This is a genomic window from Taibaiella helva, assembly GCF_003545695.1.
Taxonomy (GTDB): Bacteria; Bacteroidota; Bacteroidia; order Chitinophagales; family Chitinophagaceae; genus Taibaiella; species Taibaiella helva.
This window is the reverse complement of record NZ_QUZZ01000004.1, coordinates 87741-112720: the sequence shown is the minus strand read 5'-3', so window position 1 is coordinate 112720 and position 24980 is coordinate 87741. Positions and strand designations below refer to the sequence as shown.

The window sequence follows — 24980 nt, the reverse complement described above, 5'->3', positions numbered from 1 at the left end:
TCTACCGCTCCGGACTTCTTCGCCGGGGCGGTTTTTTTATATCGCTGCGAACAAGATAAAGCATGGCTTTATTGCTTCGGAAAGCATTTGCCATGCTTATACCTGTTTATCCTTACCTGCAAGCGTTCAATACCTGAAAACATTTGCAGGTACTCGTTTCAGGGTAAAGGCAAGACAGCAATCTGTTATTACAGGACACATAAAAAAAGAGAAGCCTTTATGCTTCTCTTCTTCTTTTATAGAACGACGTTGTAGTGCTTACCTAAAACTTGGCCGCCAGCTTTACGTTGATCAGCCTGGCTGTAAGCCTGTTGGGTACAGCATAAAGGCGGTTGCTGGTGTAGTCCTGTATCCATTGGTAAGAAAGCGTATTCTGTATGCCCAGCAGATTGAAGACTTCTGCACTAAGCCATACCGATTTAAAGGCGCTGAAGAAACTGAAGGCCGGACGGTTTTTCTTAGTGCCGTCGATCAGCAATGCCGAGAAGCCGATATCTACACGCTTGTAGTCGGGGATGCGTAGCTGGTAAGCCGGATCAAGCCCTTTATCCGGAGGGCTGAAGGGCAGGCCGGTCGCATACATAAGGTTAAGGAACATTTTGAAGTTCTTGTTGCGGGGCAGATAGTCGGAAAAGAACATACCGAAGTTGACGCGCTGGTCGGTTGGCCTGGGGAAATATTGCGAATAGGTGCCTGTAGCCGGATCAAGAATCGCATTGTCCGTTTTAAGATAGCCTACGCTCACCCATGATTCCGCATCTTTCACCAGGTCGCCAAACAGGCGCACTTCACCGCCATAGGCATAGCCCTTGCCGTTGTTGTTGGCATAATAGCGGATGCGCACATTATCGTATTCGTAGGGTACCAGGTCCCATAGCTGCTTATAATAAACTTCTGCGGTAACCTTAAACGGACGGTTACCCCACATCTTGAAATTGTAATCCAGCCCCGCTGCGGCATGATACGACTTCTGGGCTTTCAGCTCTGTATTCAGGTTGCCCTCCATATCGCGCATCTCCCTGTAGAAAGGCGGCTGCGCATACAGGCCCGTCGATAGCCGGAACACCACATCTCTGTTCCACTTGGGCTTGAGGGAATATTGGACGCGGGGGCTGATGATCAGCTCTTTGTTCAGGGCGGTATAGTTGGCACGCACCCCTACAGTCAGCGTCATGATATCGCTGAGCAGGATATTATCCTGAAGAAAAGCGGAGAACCGGGTATAATCAAGATCGTTGTTGGCTCTGTACGTCTTGGCCATGCGTATCGCGCTGGTGTCAAAAGGCTGGCTAAAGCCCGCAGAGTCGCGGCGCTGCCACTCAAGCAACTTATCTTCTACATTGACATAAGTCGCATCTAGTCCCCATAGCAGGTAATGCTTGTCGAGATCATGCGTGCCGCGGAGCGCCACAGTGCCTACATTGGCCGTAAGATAGTTGCGGGCAAAATCGTGGATCACACCGGTGCCCAGGCTGTATTTTTCCTGGCCGAAGTCGGGCTTGCCCAGGTCGGCTTCCAGGGCATAGAAAGCATATTCGCCATAAATATCGTAAGTCTCGTGCTCATTGGTTTGGAAGCCAGAAGCCAGAAGCTTGATCTTGCTTTTCTTCGTCGGGCGGAAAGACAAGGAAAGACCGGCGAAGCGGGAGTCGAACTGGTCGCGCTCATTACCCTGGAAAACAGTACGCAGCTTGTAGGCTTCGTTCACAAAACCAAACGCAGCGACGCTTTCTTCCGGCTGAAAGCTGAAGCGGTTGCGGGCATAGTTGCCGATCAGTTCCAATTCCCAGCGATCGCTGAAGCGGTAATTGATCAGGCCCTGTATATCGGTAAAGGAAGGATTGTATTGTCCTTTGGTCGGCTGCGACTGCAGCAGGTACTGGTTGGATTTTTGCCTTACACCAAGCAGGTAGGTCAGTTTTTTGTTGCGGGTGGCGCCTTCCACATGGGCCTGCAGGCCCAGCAGGCTCAGCATGACCGAGCCGGCAAATTTTTTGGGACGCTTATAAGTCACATCCAGCACCGACGACATCTTATCGCCATATTTGGATTGGAAGCCGCCAACAGAAAAGTTAACACCCGCTGTGAGGTCGGAGTTGACAAAGCTTAAGCCTTCCTGCTGGCCGCTGCGTACCAGGAACGGACGATAGATCTCGAAGTCGTTCACATAAACCAGGTTCTCATCGAAGTTGCCGCCGCGCACGGTGTATTGCGATGTCAGCTCATTGTTGGAGCCGACCAAGGTCTTCAGCAAGCCTTCCACCCCGCCTACAGGCCCGGGATTCAGGTCTACATTCTCCAGGTTCACCACCACATTACCCGCTTCATGACGGGTCTGGTTATCTTTCACCTCGACCTCACCCAGCATATTGTTGTAATAGCGTTTCATCACGATGTCGCGTGTGAGCGCGGCGCCCTCTGTGGCTTTTACGGAAAAAGCTTCCGGCTCGAAGCCCAGGAAGGCAATGCGGAAGCTGATCTTTTTACCTGCAGGAATGGAAATGCTGTATTGGCCGCTGCTATCGGTGAAGGCAACGTTATCGGTGCCGGTTTCTTCGACCGGTATCTTGAACAAGGGAACATTATCTTCGTCAGTGATCCTGCCGGTAAGCGTAGCGTTCTGCGCCCAGCTGCCGAAGGCGCAGCCGATACAGCAAAGCAGGAGGAGTAGAGATTTTTTCAAAGGCATATCAATGCCAAAGAAAACGAAAAAAAACGAATTTTATTGCGGAAATCTATACGCTGAAAGCGAGCCGGAGGCCCTGGCCACGCTATGTTGATCAAAATCTCAGTTCTTGTTCACAGGGAAAAGAAAGAGCTGGTCTTTTTCGGCCAGCATGCGGCTGACCATGTGCTTCTTCCGGATGATCCGGTACCGCTGAAGATCGATGATCTCCGTCAGGCCCAGATGACATTTGGTAATGCGGACATAGGACAGGTAATGAAGCAGGTAAAGTGCTTCTTTATTGTTGACCGCAGTGATGTTCTGCGGGTATTGCTTCCATATTTTCTCACTACGTCCGTACATAACGACCCGTTAAGGCCGGCAAAGCCGTATGCCTTACCTAATAAACATTTCTTTTATGGCTTTTGGGAGCTTTAATCCTGCTGAGATCATTGCAGCCGCAATTGCGGGAGCTGGCGCAGCTTTCCAATAACAATCCTAATCCCAGCGCGATCACTAAAAAATATCCTGCTTTCGAAATACGCTTCATAAGAATACGGGTATATTTGATCCCTTACTTTTGTAAAGTTAATCAAAAATTGAATTGGCTGCGTCATTGAAAATATTAATAGCGCCACTGGATTGGGGACTGGGACATACCACCCGTTGCATCCCGGTTATCCGGTATTTGCTTGATCAGGGCCATAAGGTAACAGCCGCTGCAGAAGGCGCCGCGGCTATCCTTTTGAGGGAAAATTTTCCCCGTCTGCCCTTGCTGCCGCTTAAAGGTTATGGTATCCGCTATAGCAAAAGTAAGACATGGTTCACGATGCGTATCCTGATTCAGGTACCTCGCATCTTATCGGCTATCCGGAGGGAGCATCGCTGGCTGAAGGACCAGCAGGCGCAGCATCATTTCGACCTGGTCATTTCCGACAACCGTTACGGCTTGTATCACGCGCAGCTGCCTTGTGTGATCCTTACTCATCAGCTCCAGGTACAAAGCGGCCTGGGCGATATTACCGATGCGGGCCTGCGCCGGCTGCATTATCACCTGCTGGAACGCTTCGATGCCTGCTGGGTAGTCGATGCGGAGCGCGACGGCGGCTTGTCTGGCAAGCTTGCCCACCCGGGGTTGTTGCCCCGCCAGGCTACATATATCGGCATCCTCTCGCAATTCATGGGTTGCCATCAGCCGGCTGCTGCAGGCGCCTCGATCCTCGTGCTGCTCTCGGGGCCCGAGCCCATGCGCGGCCAGTTGGAGCGGCTGATACTGGAGCAGGCTGCGCTGCTCACGCAGTATACATTTGTAGTTGTGGCGGGCAAGCCAGGCGCTGTAGTACCGCAGGCTTTGCCGGCACACATTACTTACCATACGCACCTCAGCGGAGAAGCCCTGCTGGAGCAAATCACAGCAGCCGCCTTGCTGGTTTGCCGCAGCGGCTATTCCACCGTAATGGATCTGGCCGTCCTGGGTAAGAAAGCGTTGCTGATACCGACGCCGGGACAAAGCGAACAGGAATACCTGGCACGCTACCTCGCAAAGAAGCATTACTTCAGCGCCGTGTCCCAGCGGCAGCTGCAGCTGGGACAGGATATACCAAAGGCCTTAGCGGCGGCATATACACCACTAAGGCCTTTGGGGACAAATGAAAATATGGTAAGCGTAATAGCGCCTTTTCTTGCGCTTATTGCGCAGCCTCCGCTTTAACGTCGGACGCCTCTTTCACCAGGTAAATAATCGTAGGAAAGTGATCGCTGTAGCCGTCGATCCAATTGTTGTCGGAGAAAGAACGATGCGGATAGCCTTTGTACTGGCCGAATTGTGTCTTCAGGAATTTACGGTTGAAGATCTCCGCCTGGTAGTAACGCCATTTGCTGGCCTGTGGTTTGATAAAGCCGTAGGAAATAATGATCTGGTCAAAGAGATTCCAGCTGTCGTTATAGCCCAGGGTACCGATACCCCGCTGGTAATAATCCACCCAGGGGTTGAACAGGCCGCCCGGCTTTACTTTGCTCTTGTCGCCCGTAGCGCCTAAAGTCTTGGCCACGCTGGGATCTACGGGGTCGTCGTTAAGGTCGCCCATAATGATGAACTTGGCATCGGGATTGGTGGCAGCGATACTGTTGATCACATCTTTGCTCACCTGTGCGGCTTTGGCACGCTTCCACACGGTAGCCGCTTCTCCGCCGCGGCGGGAAGGCCAGTGGTTCACGAAAACATGGAAAGTATCATCGCCCAGCTTGCCGGTCACGTACAGCACATCGCGGGTATATTCCTTCCTGCCATTCTCCTCGATATCGACGGGCAGCGCTTTTGCGTTGAGCACTTTAAAATATTTGGGATTATACAGCATGCCCACATCGATACCCCTTGAATCGGGCGATTCGAAATGAACGATCCGCAGGTTGCGGCTTTTCAGCTCGGGCTGCGCGACAAGGTCGCGCAGCACCTTATCGTTTTCAATTTCCGCTACACCGATAAAGGCCGGGCCGTCAGGATTTTTTTCCGTTGCCAGCTGCGACAGCACGGTAGCCATGTTGTGCAGCTTTTTGCGGTAGATCTCCTCCGTGTAGTGGTAAGCGCCGGTAGGCGTAAATTCTTCATCGAATTTCTTCGGATCATCTTCTGTGTCGAAAAGATTTTCCAGGTTATAGAAAGCGACCGCGCTGATCTGGTAGGTCTTCTTTTGGGCAAAAGCGGGTAGGGCGGAGATAAAAAAAGTGGCCGGCAACAGCCATTTTAAAGAAGGTAAACGCATCAATGATATAATGTTTTGTTCGAATTCAAGTGCAAAACAAGCAAAAAGATACGGGATTGAGAAGATTGGCAGGGAAATAATGATTCCTTAATATGCCGCGGCTGCAGGAAGCATTGCAATAGTGTTGCATAGGCCGCAGGCGTACCTTTGCTTTATCAAAAAAGAATGCTGAGCGATGGAGCAGACATTTCGTTGTAAGGTAGGTGGTATGACTTGCGGCAACTGTGCATTGACGATATCCCGTTACCTGGAAAAGCAGGGCGTAAGCCATATACAAGCCAATGCCGCTTCGGGCGAGCTGCAGTTTACAGCTGCCGGAACGGTGGATGTAGAACGCATTTATAAAGGCATCGGCCAGCTGGGCTACCAGGTGATCCAACCTGACGCCGCTGGTCATGAGCACGATCATCATCACGGGCATCAGCATGTGGGGCTGGGGCGCCTGCTCCTCATCAGCGCCTTGTTTACCGCGCCGCTGCTGCTGCATATGTTTCTGGGGCACGATAGCCTGCTGAACCGCCCGTGGCTGCAGCTCCTGCTGGTGCTCCCGGTATACGGCATAGGCCTGCTGCATTTCGGCCGAAGCGCTTTCCGCGCACTGCGCAACGGCATTCCCAATATGGATGTGCTCATCATTCTGGGTGCTTCCGCAGCTTTCTTTTACTCCCTTGCAGGCATGTTGTTCTTCCCGGGAGCAGCGCATCAATACTTGTTTTTTGAGACCACAGCGACTATCATCACCTTTGTGCTGGTCGGCAACTGGCTGGAAGAACGCACGGTGAAGACCACCACCTCCTCCATCAAAGCCCTTGCAGCGCTGCAGCCTTCCACCGCAAGGGTAGTGATGACCGACAGCATAGGGAAAGAAATGGTGATGACCGTGGAAAGCAAACTGCTGAAGCTGGGTGATGTGGTACTGGTAAATGATGGCGACAGTATTCCTTCCGACGGTATCGTGATCAATGGTACGGCCATGGTGAATGAAAGCATGCTGAGCGGCGAAAGCCTGCCCGTGCAGAAAGCAACGGGCATGACGGTCACCGGCGGTGCGGTTGTGGCTGCCGGTAATATGCGGATCAGGACGACGGCTGTAGGAGAGGCTACAGCCCTGGCGGAAATCATCAGGCTGGTGCAGCAGGCGCAGGCAGCCAAGCCGCCGATGCAGAAGCTGGCCGACAAGATCAGCGCCGTATTCGTACCGCTGGTGCTGGGCATTGCCATAGCAGCTTTCCTGGTCAATTACTTTGCTGCTGGTGTACCGATGGCGCAAAGCATGATGCGTAGCATTGCAGTGCTGGTGATCGCGTGTCCCTGCGCTATGGGCCTGGCTACACCAGCTGCCATTGCTGTAGGCCTGGGGCGTGCCGCGCGTAAGGGTATCCTGGTCAAAGGTGGGGATACGCTCGAGCGTTTTAAAGAGATCAAGCAGGTCGTATTCGACAAAACGGGAACCCTCACAACCGGTGTTTTGCAGATCAGCGCTTTTCATACGGAAGGCATGCCGGAGGAGGAGTTCCGGTCGGTGATCGTAAGCCTGGAGCATTATTCGGCGCATCCCATCGCCCGCTCAATCCTGGAAGCCTGGAAAGATGTGCCCCTGGTAACCTTGCGGGACATACATGAGCAAAAAGGCGAAGGTATACAGGGTACTGATGAAGCCGGCAACCACTGGCAGCTTGGATCGCTGCAACTGTTGAACGGATCTTCTAAGGATAAGGAGCGTTATGATGTTCACCTGCTGCGGAACGGGCTGTGGGTAGGCGGTCTGTGCCTGGATGATGAGCTGAGGCCGGATGCGGCCGAAACGATCCGCCAGCTGCACGTCGATGGCTATACAACGGTGCTGTTGAGCGGCGACCGGGAGGAGAAGGTTGCCGCGCTGGGAAAGATGCTGGGCATCGGTCGCATCTTTGCCGGGCAGCGTCCCGCAGAAAAAATGGCCCGTCTTGATGAGCTGCGTGCAGCAGGTCCGCTGGCTATGGTCGGCGATGGTATCAATGATGCGCCGGCGCTGGCTAAAGCGACGGTCGGTATTTCACTTAGCGATGCTACCAAAGTGGCCATGCAGTCGGCCAATGTGATCCTGTCTGGCAACCGGCTGAGCAGCCTGCCTGCGGCGATCCGCCTGGGCCGATATACTTACCAGACCATTAAGCAAAATCTCTTCTGGGCCTTTTTCTACAATGTGCTGGCCATTCCGCTGGCAGCCATGGGTTATTTGTCGCCGGTATGGGCGGCCATTGTTATGGCCTTCAGCGACGTGATCCTGGTGCTCAACTCTCTGCGGCTCAACTATCGTAAGATCGACCAGCGCTGACAACAAAAAGCAGGCTATATTGTCTTTAGCGTATATCTTTAAGCTATGAATGCACAGCAAAGAAGCGCTGATAAGATAAAACAGCTACGTTATCACAAAAGACTGGCTACAGGATTGTTCCTGCTGATGGTGGTCGTGTATGCCCTCATGACCTGGCTTTCCCGTACGGACACTTCACATTGGATCGGCTATGTGAAAGCCTTTTCAGAAGCGGCTATGGTCGGCGCGCTTGCCGATTGGTTTGCTGTAACGGCCTTATTCCATCACCCCCTCGGCCTGCCGATACCGCATACTAACCTGATCGAAAAAAGCAAGAAAAGCATAGGTGATAATCTTGGCAATTTCGTCGTCCAGAATTTCCTGACACCGCAAAATATAAGACCCTACATACAGCAGCTAACGGTATCGGCTTATGCCGCCGAATGGCTGTCGGGCGCCAGGAACAAGGCCCTGCTGGTGAGCGAAACGGCAAAGGTGCTGAAAGATATTGTGCAGAAAATGGATGATGCCGCCGTGGCGGGTTTTATCGCACGTAAAGGCGCCGAGCTGATCGGCAGCGTTCAGCTGAACCAGGTCGTGGCGGGCGCTCTGCAGTATTTTCTCGATAAGAAAGAGCATGAGCAGCTCATTACCACGCTGGCCGCGCGCATACGGCAATTCATCGGGGAGAATGAAGAGATGATCCAGGATAAGGTAAAAGAGGAAAGCTATTTCTTTGTGCCCAGGTTTGTCGAGAATAAGTTGGCTGCTAAAATATCTTCCGGACTGTCGCGCTACTTCGAAGAGGTGGAAACAGATAAGGAGCACAAGATCCGTAAAGAGATCGGACAGCAGCTCGAACAGTTTGTATCCGACCTGCGCGCCGGTGAGAAATGGGTGCAGGAATTTGAACAATTGAAAGAAAGGCTGGTCTCGGGCGAGCATCTCAATAAGTATGCAACGGATATATGGCAATCGTTGAAGCAGACACTTATCAGCGAACTGTCGGATAACGATTCCGCTATGCTGCGCTACTTCAGCCGTACAGCCGATGAGCTGGCCGGAAGCCTGAAGCAGGACGCAGCCCTCAGGGCGCGTATCGATAACTGGGTAAGGCTTACAGCCTATAAGTATATTTTGCGGAATACGGAAAATGTCGGCTTGCTCATCAGCAATACGGTAGGCAACTGGCAGGGCCGGGAGCTGAGCCAGAAGCTGGAAATGGAAGTAGGAAAAGATCTGCAGTTTATCCGGATCAACGGTACGCTGGTCGGTGGATTGGTCGGCCTGCTGATCTATGCCATTACGCATTTACTGAGCTAGCGCTTCCTATAAAACAAAGGTGCTGCTTCCGGAAAGAAGCAGCACCCTGTTGCGACTATTGTCGTTTACTAACGCTTTATTGTATTGTTTTTCCTTCTTTATCCAGCTCTACCAGCTCGTAGCCTTTTGCTTTCAGCTGATCGGCGAAGTTGGCCTTATCGCCTACCAGGAGTACGATGAGGTGGTCTTTAGCCGGCAGATGTTGTGCTGCAAGCGATTTCATATCCGCTACAGTGAGCCCTTTCAGTATGGCATTTTGCTGCTCGGTATAATTGGCAGGAAGATCGTAGGTAAGGATATTGCCCAGGAAGCCGGCTTTCTGAATGCCGGTTTCATACTTGCGGGCCTCGCTTTGCGTGATGCTGTTCTGTGTGAAGGACAGCTCTTCAGCAGTAGCGCCATTGGCTTTATACTCCGACAGGATGCGTAGCACATCATTGAAGGCGCTGTCGGTTGCCGCGGCCTTGATGCCGGCGCTGAAGGTATAATCGCCGTCGTACTTGTCGCCGTTGAAATTGGAGCGCGCGCCATAGGTCCAGCCCTTGTCTTCGCGCAGGTACAGGTTAAGGCGGCTGTTGAAAGCGCCGCCCAGCGGGTAGTTCATCACGGTTGACCGGTAAAAGGGGCCGGTCGCGTCATAACGCATATCGCTGGCAGTTCCCACGCGGAACTCGGTCTGCGCCGCTCCGGGGATATGCACAAAATAGACTTTGGTCTTTTCTATCGCAGGCGCCTGGGGCAGCATCGACGGCATCACTTCGACATTGGAAAGCTGCTTCAGGAAAGCCAGCTTACCCAGTATGGCCTGCTGCGTGACGTCGCCTACTGCCACAACCTCAGCGCCGATCCTGGTAAACCGGTTATCGTAGTAGTTCTTTATATCTTCCAGCGTAATGTTGGCGATGGTGGCTTCGGTACCGGTTGTTGGCCTGCCCAGCGGGTTGTCGGGGCCGGTCAGCAAACGGTTGTAAACAGTAGTGGCAACATAAGTAGGTTGGTTCAGCATGTTTTTCACGCTTTCCGTCAGCCTTTTCTTATTGCGGCTGAAGTCTTCTTCCGTGAACTGCGGCCCCAGCAGTCTTTCTTCCAGCAGTGCCATCGTCTTATCCAGGTTACGGGAAAGGCAGCGCATTTGCACCACGATCTCATCGTCGCCGGCAAATACCTGTATGCTGCTGCCCAGCTGTTCCAGCGCCTGGCTGAAGGCTTCTGCGCTGTAGTTTTTAGTATCCTCGTTCATCATCGTTGCAAACAGGTTGGCGGTACCGTTCTTGTCGGCGAGGTCTGTCATTTTACCGCCCTTGAAGCGAAGGACAAGGTTAACAACAGGCACTTCGCTGGTCTGTGCGCCGATTGCCTTGATGGATGGATCAATGGCGCCCTGCCAGAAAGCCGGCGCTTTCACGACCACAGCCTGGGTAGCGCCCGGCATCTGCCTCCGGTCGAAGTTGTCTTTGGCTTTATTGTATTTCAGCTTTTCATAACCGTAAGCGGGGGCTTTATAGCCGGTATGGGAAACGGTATAATTATCTTCGCCGGCTTTATTGCTTTCATTGCCTTTGGTCAGCACGCTGAGGATAACGGCATGTTTTCCCTTGATATATTGGTTGTACACCCGCATCACATCTTCTTTGGTAACCGAGGTATAGGCCCTCAGCTCCTTGCCGATATAGTTAGGGTTGCCGGTAAACGTATAATAGGCTGCAAGCTGGGATACTTTCCCCGCAACGCTTTCCAGGCCATAGATCAGACCGGCCTCGGAGCTGTTCCTGAACTTGGCGATATCCTCATCCGATGGACCCTTCTTCTCAAATTCGGCAAACGTTTCCCGCACCAGCTTTTCCATATCGGCCAGTTTCTGGCCGGGATAGGGGGTAACGCTGACGATAAACTCCCCTGACAGCTCGATGCCGTGATCATTGTTGTTTACAGAAGCATTGACAGCCTTTCCGGTCTTGATCATGTTCTTGTAGAAGAGCGAGCTTTTGCCATCGCCAAGGATCCGGGCCAGACAGTCCAGCGCAGGCTGATCCTTATGAAAAGCAGGCGGTACTGGGTAAGTCATGCGGAGCATCGGCAGCTTGGCATAATTATCCGTCATAGAGACGTAACGGTTCTTGTCCAATACCGGTAAGGGAATTGCTGCCGGCTTCACTTCAGGACCCTTGGGTATGGAGCCGAAATATTTTTCCACCCAGGCGATTACCTGCCTGGGCTGCACATCACCGCCTACCGTAAGCACGGCATTGTTAGGACCATACCAGCGCAGGAAAAAGTTTTTAAGGTCCTGGGCATTGACGCGGTTCAGGTCTTCAATATAGCCGATCGTCAGCCAGGAGTAAGGATGTCCGTAGGGATACAGGTTACGGGCCGTTACTTCGCCTACAAGGCCATAGGGCTGGTTGTCGTAGCGCTGGCCGCGTTCATTTTTTACAGTAGCGCGCTGCACTTCAAATTTCTGCTGCGTCACCGCGTCCAGCAAAAAGCCCATGCGGTCGGCTTCCAGCCACAGCATCTTTTCCAACTGGTTGGCGGGTACGGTTTCGAAGTAATTGGTCCGGTCGCGGTTGGTGGTGCCGTTGAGCGTACCGCCAGCTTCGGTGATCACCTTGAAATGCTGCTCGTCGGCTACATTATCTGAGCCCTGGAACATCATGTGCTCAAAGAAATGCGCAAAGCCCGACTTGCCGATCTCCTCGCGTGCCGAACCCACGTGATAGGTAACATCTACATGCACGAGGGGGTCGCTGTGGTCCTCGTGGATCAGCAGGGTAAGCCCGTTGGGAAGCACATAGCGCTCATAGGGAATGACCAGCTCTTTGCCTTTTTGAGTAACTTTCTCTACCAGCCTGGCCTGCCCGTGAAGGATGGCGGGGCCCAGCAGCAGTGCTGCAGCAGCAATAGAAAGAATCGTTTTCTTCATTTGTTTTGGATTTGATTGTGTGTGCACCGGCGGAAAGGTATTCTTGCCTGCCGGGGTCGTGAAGTTCCGAAAAATATTGGTTGGGAGCACAGCAGCACGATCGCCTGTCCGCTGCTTTTTTAATGTTCCGGGCAACTTTAGGTGCCGTCGCTGCATTTAAGCAAAGTATAAGGGAGTTTGGTTATGCCAGGGCTGCTATTGTAAAACTTTTATGAAAGGACTGTTGGGAAAAGCAGGAAGCCTTACTTATTTCACCGTAAACCTTACTTTTGAATTCTAAAAAAAATATTATGGCATTACAAGCAGGGCAGCAGGCCCCCGATTTTAACCTGCGCGATAGCGATAAGCAGGAAGTGAAGCTGAGCGATTTCAAAGGAAAGAATGTGGTGATCCTTTTCTTCCCCCTGGCTTTTACCGGGGTATGCACCGCCGAGCTTTGCTCGCTCAGGGACAATATGACGGCGTACAATAACCTCAATGCGCAGGTATTGGCGATCTCTGTCGATTCCCTTTTTACACTGGATAAATTCAAGAAGGAGCAGGGCTATAATTTTCCTTTGCTCAGCGACTTTAACAAAGATGTTTCTGCGGCATACGGCTCGCTGTACGACGACTTTGTGTTGGGTATGAAAGGTGTATCCAAGCGCTCGGCATTCGTGATCGATAAAGAAGGTGTGGTGCAGTATGCAGAAGTGCTGGAAGATGCCGGCAAGCTGCCCGATTTCGATGCGGTGCAACGTACCCTGAGCCAGCTGAACTAAGTGACCGGCCGGAGCCGGTAAACGCCGGTCCGGCCTTGTATTCATCCCATATTGCCCAATAAAACCTATAAAACGATAGCAATGAAGAAAACATTACTTATGGCGGCCTGCCTTACCGCCGCAACCTTAAGCAGCCAGGCGCAAACCTTTACCAATGCAGGTTTTGAGGCCTGGACGGGGCCCAGCGGCCTGCTGCAGCTGGAACATCCTGACGGCTGGACAGGATCAGATGCCACCATCAACGAGCTGGGGCCACTCTTGTTGCTGGTGGATATTACTCCCAAAAAACAATTGTCGAAAAGCACGGAAGCGCATTCCGGCTCTTTTGCGGCCCAGGTAACAACCAAGTTCCTCGGCGATACAGTAGGCAATGTGCCTGGCCTGCTGCTGAACGCCAAAATTAATATTGACCTGGGCGCTATCGGCGGCAATCCTGATCTGTCCAACTTCCTGAGTTATGTGAAGTATACCGGCGGCACACCTGTGCTGGGTAAGAAAGTAGAAAACGTAAAAGCCTGGGTAAGGCTCGACGGCAGCAACCAGGACAGGGCTTCCATAATCGTTTTAGCAATGAAGAAAGCGAAGACCGCAGGGGGCCAGGATACTATGGTCGCTATCGGTAACGCTGCGGTCATGATCAATCCCAATGCGGCAAATAGCTATGTAGAGGCGACAGCCAATGTAATTTATACCGATCCTGCTGTAACAGCTACCGACACCCTGATCGTTGCTTTTTCCAGTTCGGCTATAATTGACGAGAACACCGTGCGTACTGCCGGGAACACTTTGCTGGTGGACGATGTGAGCATGACGACCAGCGATGTGGTGTCGATCCGCCAGCCGGTATTCCGCGGTGATGTGGTGCTGGTATATCCCAATCCCGCTTCCCGTTCGATCTATTTCAACCTGAATACCGCCGAGCGCGCCGAAGATTATACGCTGACCATCTGCGATATCGCCGGCAGGACAGTGCATCAGCAGCAGCTGAAGCAATTGGTGAACGAGCAATCGCTGAGCGGATGGGCCAAAGGCAGCTATTTCTATACGTTGCACAACACCCGCAGCCAGCAATCGGTTAAAGGCCAGTTTGCGGTACAATAACAACGTTTCCTTAAAAGCAAAGAGAAGTCAAGTTTTTAAAAACTTGACTTCTCTTTCTTTTATTGCGGACGGAAATAATCTTACAGTTCCAGTTTCTTTTTCAGGTTAGCCAGCATGTCAACGGTCATTTTATCGATGTCGAACTCATGCCGCCAGCCCCAGTCGGCGCGGGCCTCGCTGTCGTCGATGCTCTGCGGCCAGCTGGCGGCGATCTGCTGGCGATAGTCGGGCGCGTAGTCAATGGTGAACCCGGGAATGTGCTTGCTGATCGTAGCAGCGATCTCTTTGGGCGAAAAGCTCATAGCCGACAGGTTGTAAGCCATGCGGTTTTTGATCTGATCTGCGGGGGCCTCCATCAGCTCTATGGTTCCCCTGATGGCGTCATTCATATACATCATGGGGAGATAGGTGTCTTCAGAAAGGAAGCAGGTAAATTGTTTTTTCTTTAAGGCTTCGATGTAAATATCGATCGCATAATCGGTAGTGCCCCCGCCCGGCGCCGATTTCCAGCTGATAAGGCCGGGGTAGCGCAGGCTGCGGATATCCAGCCCGTAACGCTGGAAGTAATAACGGCACCAGAGCTCGCCGGCATACTTGCTGATGCCATAGACCGTTACCGGCTCGATAATCGTATGTTGCGGTGTGTTTCCTTTAGGCGTATTGGGGCCAAAGGCAGCAATGGAGCTGGGCCAATAAAATTTCTTCACTTTGTTTTCGCGGCAGATCTCCAGCACGTTCAGCAGGCTTTGCATATTGATGTCCCAGGCCCATACCGGCTTAGATTCGCCGGTAGCCGACAAGATCGCGGCCAGCAGATATACCTGTGTAATGTTCTCCTGCGCGACCACTTTCGCCACTTCTTTAAAGTCCATCACATCCAGTTGCATGAAGGGGCCGTTGTCCTCTTTCAGCAGAGGATGTTCTTCCCTGATATCCGTTGCAATAACATTGTTGCGGCCATAGACCTGGCGCAGCGCCAGGGTAAGCTCCACACCGATCTGCCCGCCGGCGCCAATAATCAAGATTTTATCCATAAGCGTTGCCGAGTCCTCCGATTGAGGTTTGTAAAACAGTAGGTTTGATTGATGAAAAAGCCGGCACTATATGCCGGACAAAAACGGGCACTAAGGTAGTCAATAAGCGTTACTTTATTGCAGACTGCTCGCAGATCATATCAATAAACTGGTCGAACAGGTAACGGGAATCGTAAGGCCCTGGTGTGCTCTCGGGGTGATACTGTACCGAGAAGGCAGGCTTGTTCTTCATCCTTATCCCTTCAATCGATCCGTCGTTGAGGTTCACATGCGTTACTTCGATCGCTTCCGACTGCTGCGCTGCTTCGGGATCTACACCGAAACCATGGTTCTGTGTGGTGATCTCGCACTTACCTGTAATCAGGTTCTTTACCGGGTGATTCAGTCCGCGGTGACCATGGTGCATCTTGAACGTAGGGATGCCATTGGCCTGAGCGAGCAACTGGTGCCCGAGGCAGATGCCGAACATCGGCTTGCCTTCATTCAGGATATCTTTTACCGTATTCACAGCATAGTCCATTGATGCCGGATCGCCGGGGCCATTGGAAATAAAGTAGCCATGCGGCTCAAAGGCTTTCAGCTCAGCGATCGGGGTCTTGGCCGGGAATACCTTTACGTAAGCGTCGCGCTGGGTAAAGTTGTGCAGGATATGTTTTTTGATGCCGAAATCCAGCACCGCAATCCGGATCGAAGCGTCGGGATCGCCAGCGGTATAAGGCTCTTTGGTCGTAATGTTGGAAGAGATCTCCAGGCCTTTCATCGAAGGCACGGCGCGCAGTTTTTCTTTCAGCGCTTCGATATTATCGGTCTCGGAAGAAATGATGCAATTCATGGCGCCTTTGGTGCGTACATGCTGTACCAGCGCGCGGGTATCGACATCCTGTATGCCTACGATATTGTGCTGCAGCAGGTAATCTTCCAGCGAGCCGCTGGCGATCATCCTGGAATAGCGGGTAGCAATATTCTTGCAGATAAGCCCGGCAATCGTTACACCGTCAGATTCCACATCGGCCGTGTTCACACCATAGTTGCCCACATAGCAGGTACTCATGATCAGCATTTGTCCTGTATAGCTCGGATCGGTAAAGATTTCCTGGTAGCCGGTCATACCGGTAGTGAAGCAAAGCTCACCGCCTGTAGTGCCTTTTTTGCCAAATGATTTTCCTTTGAAAAGCGTTCCGTCTTCGAGCAGCAGAAAGGCCGGGTGGCTGATTGTGTCCTGGGGCATTGTGTGAAAGCAGTATTATTGAAATGACAGAAGATGAAAATTGCGCAAAGATACAGATCGGGCGCCAAAAAAATAAGAAATGTCCTGCAGCATATTCGCTGAAGATGATTTAAGCTATTGCATAGGTTGAATTATGAGCTACCAACATAAATGTGTAGCTGTATGTCGTCTGCAATGATTTACAGATACCCTGAAAAGTGAAACCAATTTAGCAAGAATTCAAGTGAAAAAGAGTTTGTGTTTTTAGAAATACCAGCTACATGTTTATCGTAAAAAAGAGGATAAAAAGAAAATTTCTAAATTAAAATTTTGAAAATCAAATACTTTGCTTATTTTAGCCTGGCTGAAGTAATTTTTATCCTTGAAAAAGAGCAAAGTGTTCATATTTAATGTAATTTTACAATCAGTACCATTCAATCTTTAGGCAACCAAATACCAATCGTCAACCAAAGAAGCACATGAAAAAGATAGGACAAAACATCCGCAAACTGCGGGAGTTGCGCAATTTCACGCAACAGTACATGGCTGAAAAGCTCGAAATGACCCAGGGTAACTATGCCCGTATCGAGAACGAGGAGATCCACCTTTCTGAAGAAAGGCTGCAAAAGATTTCCGGTTTGCTGGGTTACAGTACGGAATTCATCGTTCAGTTTGATGTAGAGAAGATCTACGATATCGTCAACGAGCGTCGTGAAAATGCCAACAAAGAGGTGTATCAGTTCCAGATCAGTCCTGAGCTGAAGCAGCTTTATGAAAGCCGTATCAAGTCGCTCGAAACTTATGTCGACGAGCTGAAAAGCGAGATCCGGCAGCTGAAGGAGCAATCCCTGAAGCAAAGCGTATAAAAGCGTAATCTCTCTTATTATCCCGATGGGGCGCGCAAATTCGTTTTCCGAAATTTGCTGCGCCCCATTATCTTTGCCGTAATGTATTCGCTAATTAAATTCTTTCTCTTTCGTAAAGACCCCGAAGTCATCCATTATTGGGTTATGAACCAGCTGAAAAAATGGTATGGCAACCCTGTAGTTCGCAGTTTTCTCAAAAAGAACTTTACGGTCAGCAAGCCCTCGCTGGAGCGCAAGCTCTGGGGCCTGAACTTCAAAAACCCTGTTGGCCTGGCCGCCGGCTTCGACAAGGACGCCCGGTTCACCGACGAACTGGCCTGCCTGGGGTTCGGCTTTATCGAGATCGGTACCTTAACGCCCCTGGCGCAGGATGGCAACGATAAGCCCCGCCTGTTCCGCCTGCCGAAAGACAAAGCCCTCATCAACCGTATGGGTTTCAACAACGGTGGTGTAAAGGCTGCCGCCGAACGCCTGCGCCAGCGCCGGTCGGATATTATTATCGGCGGCAACATCGGCAAGAACAAAGTGACCGCTAATGAAGATGCGACCAAAGATTATGAGATTTGTTTCCGCGAGCTTTACGATGTGGTGGACTACTTCACTGTCAATGTAAGCAGTCCGAATACACCCAACCTCCGGGCCTTGCAGGAGAAAGAACCGCTGCAAAGATTGCTGGGCCGCCTGCAGATCATTAACTCCGAGCTGGGCAAAGCGAAGCCCATACTGCTCAAGATCGCGCCCGATCTTACCCTGGAGCAGCTCGACGACATTATCGATATCGTACACAATACCGGCATACAAGGCATCGTAGCCACCAATACCACCATCAGCCGCGCAGGATTACAAACTGCAGACAAGGAAGTGGAAGCCATGGGTGCAGGCGGTGTGAGCGGCCTGCCTGTAAAAGATAAAGCCACCGATGTGATCCGCTATATTCATCAGCGCAGCAACGGTGCGATCCCGATCATAGCCGCCGGCGGTATTTTTACCGCCCGTGATGCGCAGGAAAAGCTGGATGCCGGCGCTTCCCTGGTGCAGGTCTACACCGGTTTTATTTATGAAGGCCCGCGTATTGTCCGCAATATCTGCGAAGGCCTGGCTTAATCTCTTTAGTTCAACTTAACCGTCAATCGCTACAGGAATGGAATCCATGGCTCATTTATTTACCGTTGATAACCTGATCAGCTTCGTGGTACTGGTTGTGCTGGAGATCGTGCTGGGGATCGACAACGTTATTTTCGTCAGCATTATATTGAACCGGCTGCCTGAGTCGTTGCGAAAGAAAGGGCGCTTCATCTGGATGTTTACCGGTATCGCGGTGCGTTCGCTGCTGCTCTTTGCCCTCAAATGGCTGCTGGAGCAAAAAGGCAAGCCTGTCTTCAGCATTGGCGACAAAGGTTTCGACCTGGCCAGCCTCGTGATGCTTGGCGGCGGTATTTTCCTGATCTATAAAACCGTAATGGAGATCCACCATAAGCTGGAAGGAGAAGAAGAGCATACCAAAGGTAGAGGCGCCCAGCTGACCCTGGGCAAAGCCGTAGTGCAGATCATTCTCATAGATATGGTGTTCAGCTTCGACAGCATCATTACGGCCGGGGGTACTGCCAAGCATATCGAGATCATGATCGCGGCGGTAGTGATCGCGATGGTTGTGATGTTCCTGTTCAGCGGCAATATCGCCACCTTTATCCAGAAGCATCCTACAATCAAAATGCTGGCCCTGTCTTTCCTGGTCATGATCGGCTTCATCCTGTTGGTCGAAGGCTGGGACAGCGAAAGAGCGCACGATCTGCACCTGAAGAATTATGCTTACTTTGCCATGGCCTTCTCCTTCCTGGTCGAGCTGCTGAATATGAAGCTGCGCAAAAAGACAGAAGCGCCGGTGCGGCTGAAGGATTCAGGCACTGAAGAGGAAGCGAAATAGATACCACAACAGCCATAAAAAGCATGCCGGCCCGCGATGTGGGCCGGCATACTTTTTATGGGTCGTCTGCTGTTAATGGAAAAGCAATTCCAGCACCACTTCTGGCGTCTGGAGCAGTACGCTGAACGCCATTAGACCGCCTTTATCTTTCCTTGTTTCTCTATGCATTTTTATTTCGCTTTGGCCAGGTATTTCAGGGTACTGCTGTTGGTTGGCGCAAAGATGGTGTCGATGGCCGCCTGTACATCCTGCTGTGTTACGGCCAGGTATTTGCCCAGCTCCGTATTCATCATGTTGGCGTCGCCCAGCAATTCGTAGAAGGCAAAGTTATTGGCCCTGGCCAACAGGTTCATGTCTTCGAAGGTGATCATAGATTCGATCTTATTACGTGCTTTGGCCAGCTCTTCTTCCGTTACACCATGATCCCGCATCAGCTGCAGCTCGGCTTCTACGGCAGCATCGGCTGTTTCTATAGGCACGCCTTTGATCAGTTTGCCTTCGATCACCAGCAGGCCGGGATCCACGCTGCCGGTGTGGTAGCAGGAGATATTGCTGAACAGCTGCAGCTCTTTCACCAGGCGCTGGTACAGGCGCGACGATTGCCCGCTGCCCAGCACTTCGGTAATAATATCGGCGGCATAGTATTGCGGATCGGTGCGTCCTGCGATATGCCAGGCTTTATACAGGGCGTCATAAGGGACATCGGCTTCTACTGTTAGCTCGCGGGCGGCGTCCTGCCGGGGTTCCCTGGGCAGCGACCGGACATAGGTATCGCCGGGAGTAATATCACCGAACCATTTTTCGGCAAGAGTCTTTACCTCTTCCAGGTTGGTATTGCCGGCTACGCACAGCACGGCATGCTGCGGGCGGTAATGCTTAAAGAAGAAATCCTTGACGTCCTGCAGCTGCGCCTCTTCAATATGCTTCAGCTCTTTGCCTATGGTCATCCATCGGTAGGGATGCTGCTTGTAAGCCAACCGGCGCAGGTGGTTCCATACATCACCGTAAGGCTTATTGATGTAATGCTCTTTAAATTCCTCGCTCACAACCTTGCGCTGCACATCCAGGCTCTTTTCGCTGAAAGCCAGCGACAGCATGCGATCGCTTTCAAGCCAGAACGCGGTCTCTATATTCTCTTTCGGAAGCTGGATATAATAATTGGTAATGTCGTTGGTTGTATAAGCGTTATTCTCGCCGCCTGCCATTTGCAGCGGTTCGTCATACTCGGGTATATTGACAGAGCCGCCGAACATGAGGTGCTCAAACAGATGTGCGAAGCCGGTGCGCCCGGGATCTTCATCCCTGGCGCCCACATCGTACAGGATATTGAAGGCGACCATAGGCGTAGAAAGATCCTGGTGGACGATCACGCGGAGGCCATTGTTCAGTACAAAACGATCGAAAGATATCATATGCTAATCAGGTTGCTTTAATGGTTGTAATGGAGAATACAGATGTTTGTTACACCCGTTCCGGTTTTGCAATGTTACTCATTTTCTGCGTTGGGAAGGGTTTGTCCTATTGTTTTAAGGAAAATAGAAAGGCTGCCTGGTTAAAGAATCGTCGGCGGCGATCACCAAAAATGGACTACATACCCAGCCACTCCTGCATCTTGCGGATATCGGGCATCAGCGAAGGCTTTACTTTCAATCCTTTCATCTGCGTAAAATAAGCTACTGCCTGCCTTTTGTTGTTTTTGACCATTTCCATATCGGTAAGGGCCAGCAGCGCCATGGCAATATCGTTCTGGTTGCGGATGCCCTCATTCAGCGATTCTTCCAGCAGTATACGTGCTTCCTCGTAATGATCTTTTTCCCTTGCGATGAAGCCTTTGACGAAGAGATAATAAGCCTTTTGCTTCTTGTCCAGCTTTTCGGGACGGGTCGTCTGTTCGATAATGGCTTCAGCCTCCTTATATTCCTCATTGCGCAGGCGGGCCAGCGCCAGGCTCACCGAACCTTTGCGGAAATAGCCCCAGAGGAGGAATGCCGACGCCAGGCAGGCGATGATGAGCAGGGAATAAATATTGAAGACAGCTGCAACCACCGAAAGGGCGGCACAAACAAGCAGCAGTATGATCCGGGAAAGTGGTGTAAACATTCAGCTAAAATACTGTGGAATGCAAAATTACCTATTCTTGACGGGAAATGTACGATCTAGATAAATGTCCTGTGTGGAGACGTTGCAACCAAATTAAATTTATCGCAGAGGGGTTGCACTGCAACGTCTCTCCACACATTGCAAACATCTCCACATATTGCAGTGCAACGTCTCTACACAGGACAACGTCCCAAATAAAAACGGGCTGACCAGAAAATAATGGTCAGCCCTGATAGCAACTATCTGCAATTGCAGGATTAATTATGCGATAAATTCTTCTCGTAATTAGCCTCTTCCTTCTTGGTTTCCTGCCTTTGCTTGGCGGCTTTTACAAAAGCGACAAAGAGTGGATGGGGATTCTCTACAGTGCTTTTGTATTCAGGGTGGAACTGCGTGCCGATAAAGAAAGGATGGCCGGTCAGCTCGATCACCTCTACCAGTCCTGAAGAAGGATTTTTACCCACAGGCAGCATGCCGGATTTTTCAAAAGCGTCGAGGTAGTCGTTGTTGAATTCATAGCGGTGGCGGTGACGTTCCTGGATCAGGGTCTTACCATAAATACCGGCCATGCGGGAAGCAGGATCCAGCGTGCATTCATAAGCACCCAGGCGCATGGTGCCGCCTTTGTGCAGGATGTCTTTTTGCTCATCCATCAGGTGGATCACAGGATGCTGCGTGTCGGCATTCATTTCGGTAGAATGTGCGTCCTTATGGCCCAGCACATTGCGTGCAAACTCTACTGCAGCCATCTGCATTCCGAGGCAGATACCGAAGAAGGGAATGTTTTCTTCACGGGCATAGCGGATAGCATCGATCTTGCCTTCTATGCCCCTGCTGCCGAAGCCTGGAGCGACCAGCACCGCATCGAGGTTTTGCAGCTTTTCCGCCGCATTCTCCGGGGTCAGGTACTCGGAGTGTATATTTCTTACTTCTACTTTGCATTCATTCACCGCACCGGCGTGGATCAGCGATTCCAGAATGGACTTATAAGCATCCTGCAGCTCTACATATTTACCGATAAGGCCTACAGTCACTTTGGTTTTGGGATAGCGCAGCTTTGTCAGGAACTCTTTCCATTTGATCAGCTCAGGCTCATTGCCCAGCGGCAGCTCCAGCAGCTTCAGGGCGATAATATCCAGCTTTTCCACCATCATCTCGATGGGCACGCCATAGATCGTATCGGCATCCCGGGCCTCGATCACCGCTTCGGGGCGAACATTACAAAAGAGCGCGATCTTTTTCTTCAGGTCATTGTACAGCGGCTCTTCGGTACGGCATACGATAATGTCGGGATGTACACCGTTCTCGCTCAGCATTTTTACCGAGTGCTGCGTCGGCTTGGTCTTCAGCTCTTTGGCGGCTTTCAGGTAAGGGATAAGGGTAAGGTGCACTACGAGGCAGTTCTCGTTGCCCAGCTCCCATTTCAATTGCCTTACGGCTTCTATATAAGGAAGCGACTCGATATCGCCTACAGTGCCACCCAGCTCGGTGATCACTACATCATATTTGTTCTCGTTGCCCAGCAGGCGGATGCGGCGTTTGATCTCATCGGTAATGTGTGGGATCACCTGTACGGTCTTGCCGAGGAAAGCGCCTTCCCTTTCCCTGTTGATCACATATTGGTACACGCGGCCGGTGGTCACATTATTGGCCTGTGAAGTGGGCGTATTCAGGAAACGTTCGTAGTGGCCCAGGTCCAGGTCGGTTTCGGCGCCGTCGTCTGTTACATAACATTCACCGTGCTCGTAAGGATTGAGCGTACCCGGATCCACGTTAATGTAAGGGTCGAATTTCTGGATCGTGGCGCTGTAACCACGGGCCTGTAATAATTTTGCGAGGGAAGCGGCAATGATACCTTTACCCAATGAAGATGTAACCCCGCCGGTTACAAAAATGTACTTAGTCATAATGTTTCCTGTTTGCGACCGGTGGAATAGATGCGTAACTCCAGTAAAATCTATCGGTCATGCAAAGGTAAAGAAATTTTTTCTTGCCGTAAAACCGAAATGCCGTAAAGACGGAACCTGAGACCGGAACCGGCGCCCCGATCTTAATATAAGCCTATTGAGAAAACAATGCTTCAGGAGCGGCCCTGAATTGCCCGGAAGCGGGTACCTTTGCTGCCAAAACTGCTTTTCTGAAAAATATACGGCACATTATCCTCGACCTCGGCGGGGTGATCCTCAACATCGATTATAATAAGACCGAGCAGGCATTTACAGATCTGGGTATCGCCGATTTTGCGCAAAAGTATTCGCAGCTGAAGCAGACCGAGCTATTCGATCTGCTGGAAACGGGCAAAATAGGGCGGGCGGAATTTCTCTCCGGCATTCGCGGCATGACCGGTCCGCAGATCAGCGATGAGCAGATTGTCTCGGCCTGGAACGCCATGCTGCTCGACCTGCCGCTACGCCGGCTGCAGATCCTGCAGCAATTACAGCTGCATTTCGACCTGTTCCTGCTCAGCAATACCAACGAGATCCATGAGGAGGCTTTCCTGAAAACGCTGAAAAGCCTGACCGGCTTCGATTCCCTGGGCGTGTTTTTCGATAAAGTATATTATTCCCACAGGGTAGGACTGCGTAAGCCGGATGCGGCTATCTTCCGCCTTATCATGGAACAGAACGGCCTGAACCCGGAAAAGACTTTGTTTGTCGACGACAGCCCTCAGCATATTGAAGGGGCAAAGGTCCTGGGCATCCAGACCATATTGCTGGAGCCGGGCATGACCATCGAAGAGCATATTTTTAAGCCGAAAAACTAACGCCCGCATTTGCTGCTGTTTTAAAAGGCGAGTTGAAATAACTAATTTACTTCTATGCCGGTATCCGCACAAATACAACAATGGCAGCAAAAGCTGGATGAGCTTACTCGGGAGTTCCGGGAGCGCTTTGCCGACCTGCCCGAAGACGAACTGAAACGCAAGCCCAATGCTCAAACCTGGTCTATTGCCGATAACATGAAGCACCTGATCACGGTCAATGAAAGCTATTTTCCCATGCTTGAGCAATTGCAGGCCGGTAGCTATAAGCCGCCTTTCCTGGGTAAGGTACCCTTCTTCGTGAAATTTATGGGCAATACGCTGCTGAAAAGCGTCGATCCTGCCCGCCGGAAGAAGATGAAGACCTTTCCGATGTGGGAGCCGGAAACGGCCGACATCCACGGCGATATTGTTGCCGATCTTGAACGGCACCAGGCCGCGCTGAAAAATGTCATCGGCAGTGCTGGTCCCCTGCTGGAGAAGCACACCGTGATCGCCTCACCGGTGAACCGCAATATCGTCTATACGTTGGAAAAAGCTTTTGAAATATTGGTGGCGCATGAAGAACGGCACCTGAACCAGGCTATAGAGGCTTTCGAGGTGATCTATCAAAATCAATACAAGTATGACCTCTGAGCTGATCGGGATCATTCGCCGCGAAGTGGCGGTGACTGATGAAGAGGCGGCCTACATCCTTGATCATTTCAGGGAGCGGGAATACAAGCGCCATGCCGTGCTGCTGCGTGCAGGCGAGGTGGCGCATGAGGTTTTCTTTGTATTGAAAGGCGCCCTGCACCAGTTTTACCTCGACGAAGCGGGTAATGAACGCACCTGCAATTTTGTCTTCGAGCGGGAATTTGTGACCGACCTTGAAAGCTTTTCCTACCAGACGCTATCGCCTTCTTCGATCAAAGCGCTTACCGCTACATCCTGCCTGGTGATCCGCTGTGTAGACTTGGTCGACCTGATGAGATCTCTACCCTGCATGTCCGAATTTTTCCGCATATTGGTGGAGCGCATTGCTGCCAAAAGCATTAAACGCACCAAAGCCCTGCTGTCCTTTTCACCCGAAAAGCAGTTCCGGGAATTGCTGGAGGAGTCGCCAGAGGTCTTCCAGCGGGTGCCGCAACGCTATATTGCCCAATACCTGGGCATAGCGCCGGAAAGCCTCAGCCGTATTAAAAAACGGATGATGGCGCCGGCAAAATCTTAACCCGGATCATTGTTTGTGGCCTTCCTGCGGAGCTACCTTTGCTG

General features: G+C 51.5%; 20 protein-coding genes. 11 read left to right on the top strand and 9 right to left on the bottom strand.

Annotated elements, in window-relative coordinates; translation table 11 throughout:
* Nucleotides 1–262: 262 nt before the first annotated feature.
* Together DZC79_RS08205 and DZC79_RS08200 are read right to left on the bottom strand one after the other, a co-directional pair.
* Entirely contained in the window at nt 263–2683 is a 2421-nt protein-coding gene (locus tag DZC79_RS08205) for a TonB-dependent receptor (RefSeq protein ID WP_157977006.1), read from the bottom strand.
* A gap of 105 nt (nt 2684–2788) precedes the next feature.
* On the bottom strand, nt 2789–3028 hold the full coding sequence (locus DZC79_RS08200; RefSeq protein WP_118951078.1) for a hypothetical protein: 240 nt from the start codon (nt 3026–3028) through the stop codon (nt 2789–2791).
* A 253-nt stretch (nt 3029–3281) separates the two neighbouring features.
* Here DZC79_RS08200 and DZC79_RS08195 point away from each other — a divergent pair, with 253 nt between their 5' ends.
* Nucleotides 3282–4376 carry a glycosyltransferase gene (locus DZC79_RS08195; protein WP_118951077.1) on the top strand — a complete coding sequence of 365 codons (1095 nt, stop codon included), beginning with the start codon at nt 3282–3284 and terminating at the stop codon, nt 4374–4376.
* Here DZC79_RS08195 and DZC79_RS08190 read toward each other — a convergent pair.
* Entirely contained in the window at nt 4354–5427 is a 1074-nt protein-coding gene (locus tag DZC79_RS08190; RefSeq protein WP_118951076.1) for an endonuclease/exonuclease/phosphatase family protein, read from the bottom strand. The genes DZC79_RS08195 and DZC79_RS08190 overlap by 23 nt on opposite strands.
* 175 nt (nt 5428–5602) lie before the next feature.
* Here DZC79_RS08190 and DZC79_RS08185 point away from each other — a divergent pair, with 175 nt between their 5' ends.
* Nucleotides 5603–7744 carry a heavy metal translocating P-type ATPase gene (locus tag DZC79_RS08185; RefSeq protein WP_118951075.1) on the top strand — a complete coding sequence of 714 codons (2142 nt, stop codon included), beginning with the start codon at nt 5603–5605 and terminating at the stop codon, nt 7742–7744.
* A gap of 45 nt (nt 7745–7789) precedes the next feature.
* Entirely contained in the window at nt 7790–9046 is a 1257-nt protein-coding gene (locus DZC79_RS08180) for a DUF445 domain-containing protein (RefSeq protein WP_118951074.1), read from the top strand.
* A gap of 76 nt (nt 9047–9122) precedes the next feature.
* On the opposite strand, the gene DZC79_RS08175 is transcribed toward DZC79_RS08180, so the two are convergent.
* A complete protein-coding gene (locus tag DZC79_RS08175; protein ID WP_118951482.1) occupies nt 9123–11969 on the bottom strand; it encodes a M16 family metallopeptidase in 2847 nt (948 codons plus the stop codon).
* Between the two features lie 290 nt (nt 11970–12259).
* On the opposite strand from DZC79_RS08175, the gene DZC79_RS08170 reads away from it, so the two are divergent.
* Together DZC79_RS08170 and DZC79_RS08165 are read left to right on the top strand one after the other, a co-directional pair.
* Entirely contained in the window at nt 12260–12730 is a 471-nt protein-coding gene (locus DZC79_RS08170; RefSeq protein WP_118951481.1) for a peroxiredoxin, read from the top strand.
* Between the two features lie 81 nt (nt 12731–12811).
* Complete coding sequence (locus tag DZC79_RS08165) at nt 12812–13831, top strand: T9SS type A sorting domain-containing protein (protein WP_118951073.1); 1020 nt, start codon at nt 12812–12814, stop codon at nt 13829–13831.
* An 80-nt stretch (nt 13832–13911) separates the two neighbouring features.
* Here DZC79_RS08165 and DZC79_RS08160 read toward each other — a convergent pair whose 3' ends face one another.
* On the bottom strand, nt 13912–14865 hold the full coding sequence (locus DZC79_RS08160; RefSeq protein WP_118951072.1) for an NAD-dependent epimerase/dehydratase family protein: 954 nt from the start codon (nt 14863–14865) through the stop codon (nt 13912–13914).
* Between the two features lie 109 nt (nt 14866–14974).
* On the bottom strand, nt 14975–16093 hold the full coding sequence (gene carA, locus DZC79_RS08155; RefSeq protein ID WP_118951071.1) for a glutamine-hydrolyzing carbamoyl-phosphate synthase small subunit: 1119 nt from the start codon (nt 16091–16093) through the stop codon (nt 14975–14977).
* Nucleotides 16094–16551: 458 nt separating this feature from the next.
* Here carA and DZC79_RS08150 point away from each other — a divergent pair, with 458 nt between their 5' ends.
* The 3 genes from DZC79_RS08150 (at nt 16552) to DZC79_RS08140 (ending at nt 18862) form a co-directional block, all read left to right on the top strand.
* A complete protein-coding gene (locus DZC79_RS08150) occupies nt 16552–16938 on the top strand; it encodes a helix-turn-helix domain-containing protein (protein ID WP_118951070.1) in 387 nt (128 codons plus the stop codon).
* Between the two features lie 81 nt (nt 16939–17019).
* The gene (locus DZC79_RS08145; protein ID WP_118951069.1) at nt 17020–18042 is read left to right on the top strand and encodes a quinone-dependent dihydroorotate dehydrogenase; all 1023 of its coding nucleotides are present in this window, start codon (nt 17020–17022) and stop codon (nt 18040–18042) included.
* 46 nt (nt 18043–18088) lie between these two features.
* The gene (locus DZC79_RS08140; protein ID WP_118951480.1) at nt 18089–18862 is read left to right on the top strand and encodes a TerC family protein; all 774 of its coding nucleotides are present in this window, start codon (nt 18089–18091) and stop codon (nt 18860–18862) included.
* Nucleotides 18863–19032: 170 nt separating this feature from the next.
* Here the strand turns inward: DZC79_RS08140 and DZC79_RS08135 are convergent, their stop codons facing one another.
* From DZC79_RS08135 to DZC79_RS08125, 3 genes are all read right to left on the bottom strand, one after another.
* Nucleotides 19033–20274 (bottom strand): M16 family metallopeptidase, encoded by a 1242-nt coding sequence (locus tag DZC79_RS08135; RefSeq protein WP_118951068.1) that lies wholly within the window; start codon nt 20272–20274, stop codon nt 19033–19035.
* A 175-nt stretch (nt 20275–20449) separates the two neighbouring features.
* Nucleotides 20450–20962, bottom strand: coding sequence for a hypothetical protein (locus DZC79_RS08130; protein ID WP_118951067.1), 513 nt, complete (start codon nt 20960–20962; stop codon nt 20450–20452).
* A 257-nt stretch (nt 20963–21219) separates the two neighbouring features.
* Nucleotides 21220–22869 carry a CTP synthase gene (locus tag DZC79_RS08125; RefSeq protein ID WP_118951066.1) on the bottom strand — a complete coding sequence of 550 codons (1650 nt, stop codon included), beginning with the start codon at nt 22867–22869 and terminating at the stop codon, nt 21220–21222.
* Nucleotides 22870–23054: 185 nt separating this feature from the next.
* Here DZC79_RS08125 and DZC79_RS08120 point away from each other — a divergent pair, with 185 nt between their 5' ends.
* From DZC79_RS08120 to DZC79_RS08110, 3 genes are read left to right on the top strand one after another with little or no spacing between them, the layout of a single operon-like run.
* Complete coding sequence (locus DZC79_RS08120; RefSeq protein ID WP_394342494.1) at nt 23055–23726, top strand: HAD family hydrolase; 672 nt, start codon at nt 23055–23057, stop codon at nt 23724–23726.
* Between the two features lie 54 nt (nt 23727–23780).
* On the top strand, nt 23781–24359 hold the full coding sequence (locus tag DZC79_RS08115) for a DinB family protein (protein ID WP_118951064.1): 579 nt from the start codon (nt 23781–23783) through the stop codon (nt 24357–24359).
* Nucleotides 24349–24936: a Crp/Fnr family transcriptional regulator gene (locus DZC79_RS08110; RefSeq protein WP_118951063.1), complete on the top strand. Its 588-nt coding sequence runs from the start codon at nt 24349–24351 to the stop codon at nt 24934–24936. The genes DZC79_RS08115 and DZC79_RS08110 overlap by 11 nt, the downstream gene beginning before the upstream one ends.
* Nucleotides 24937–24980 lie beyond the last annotated feature (44 nt).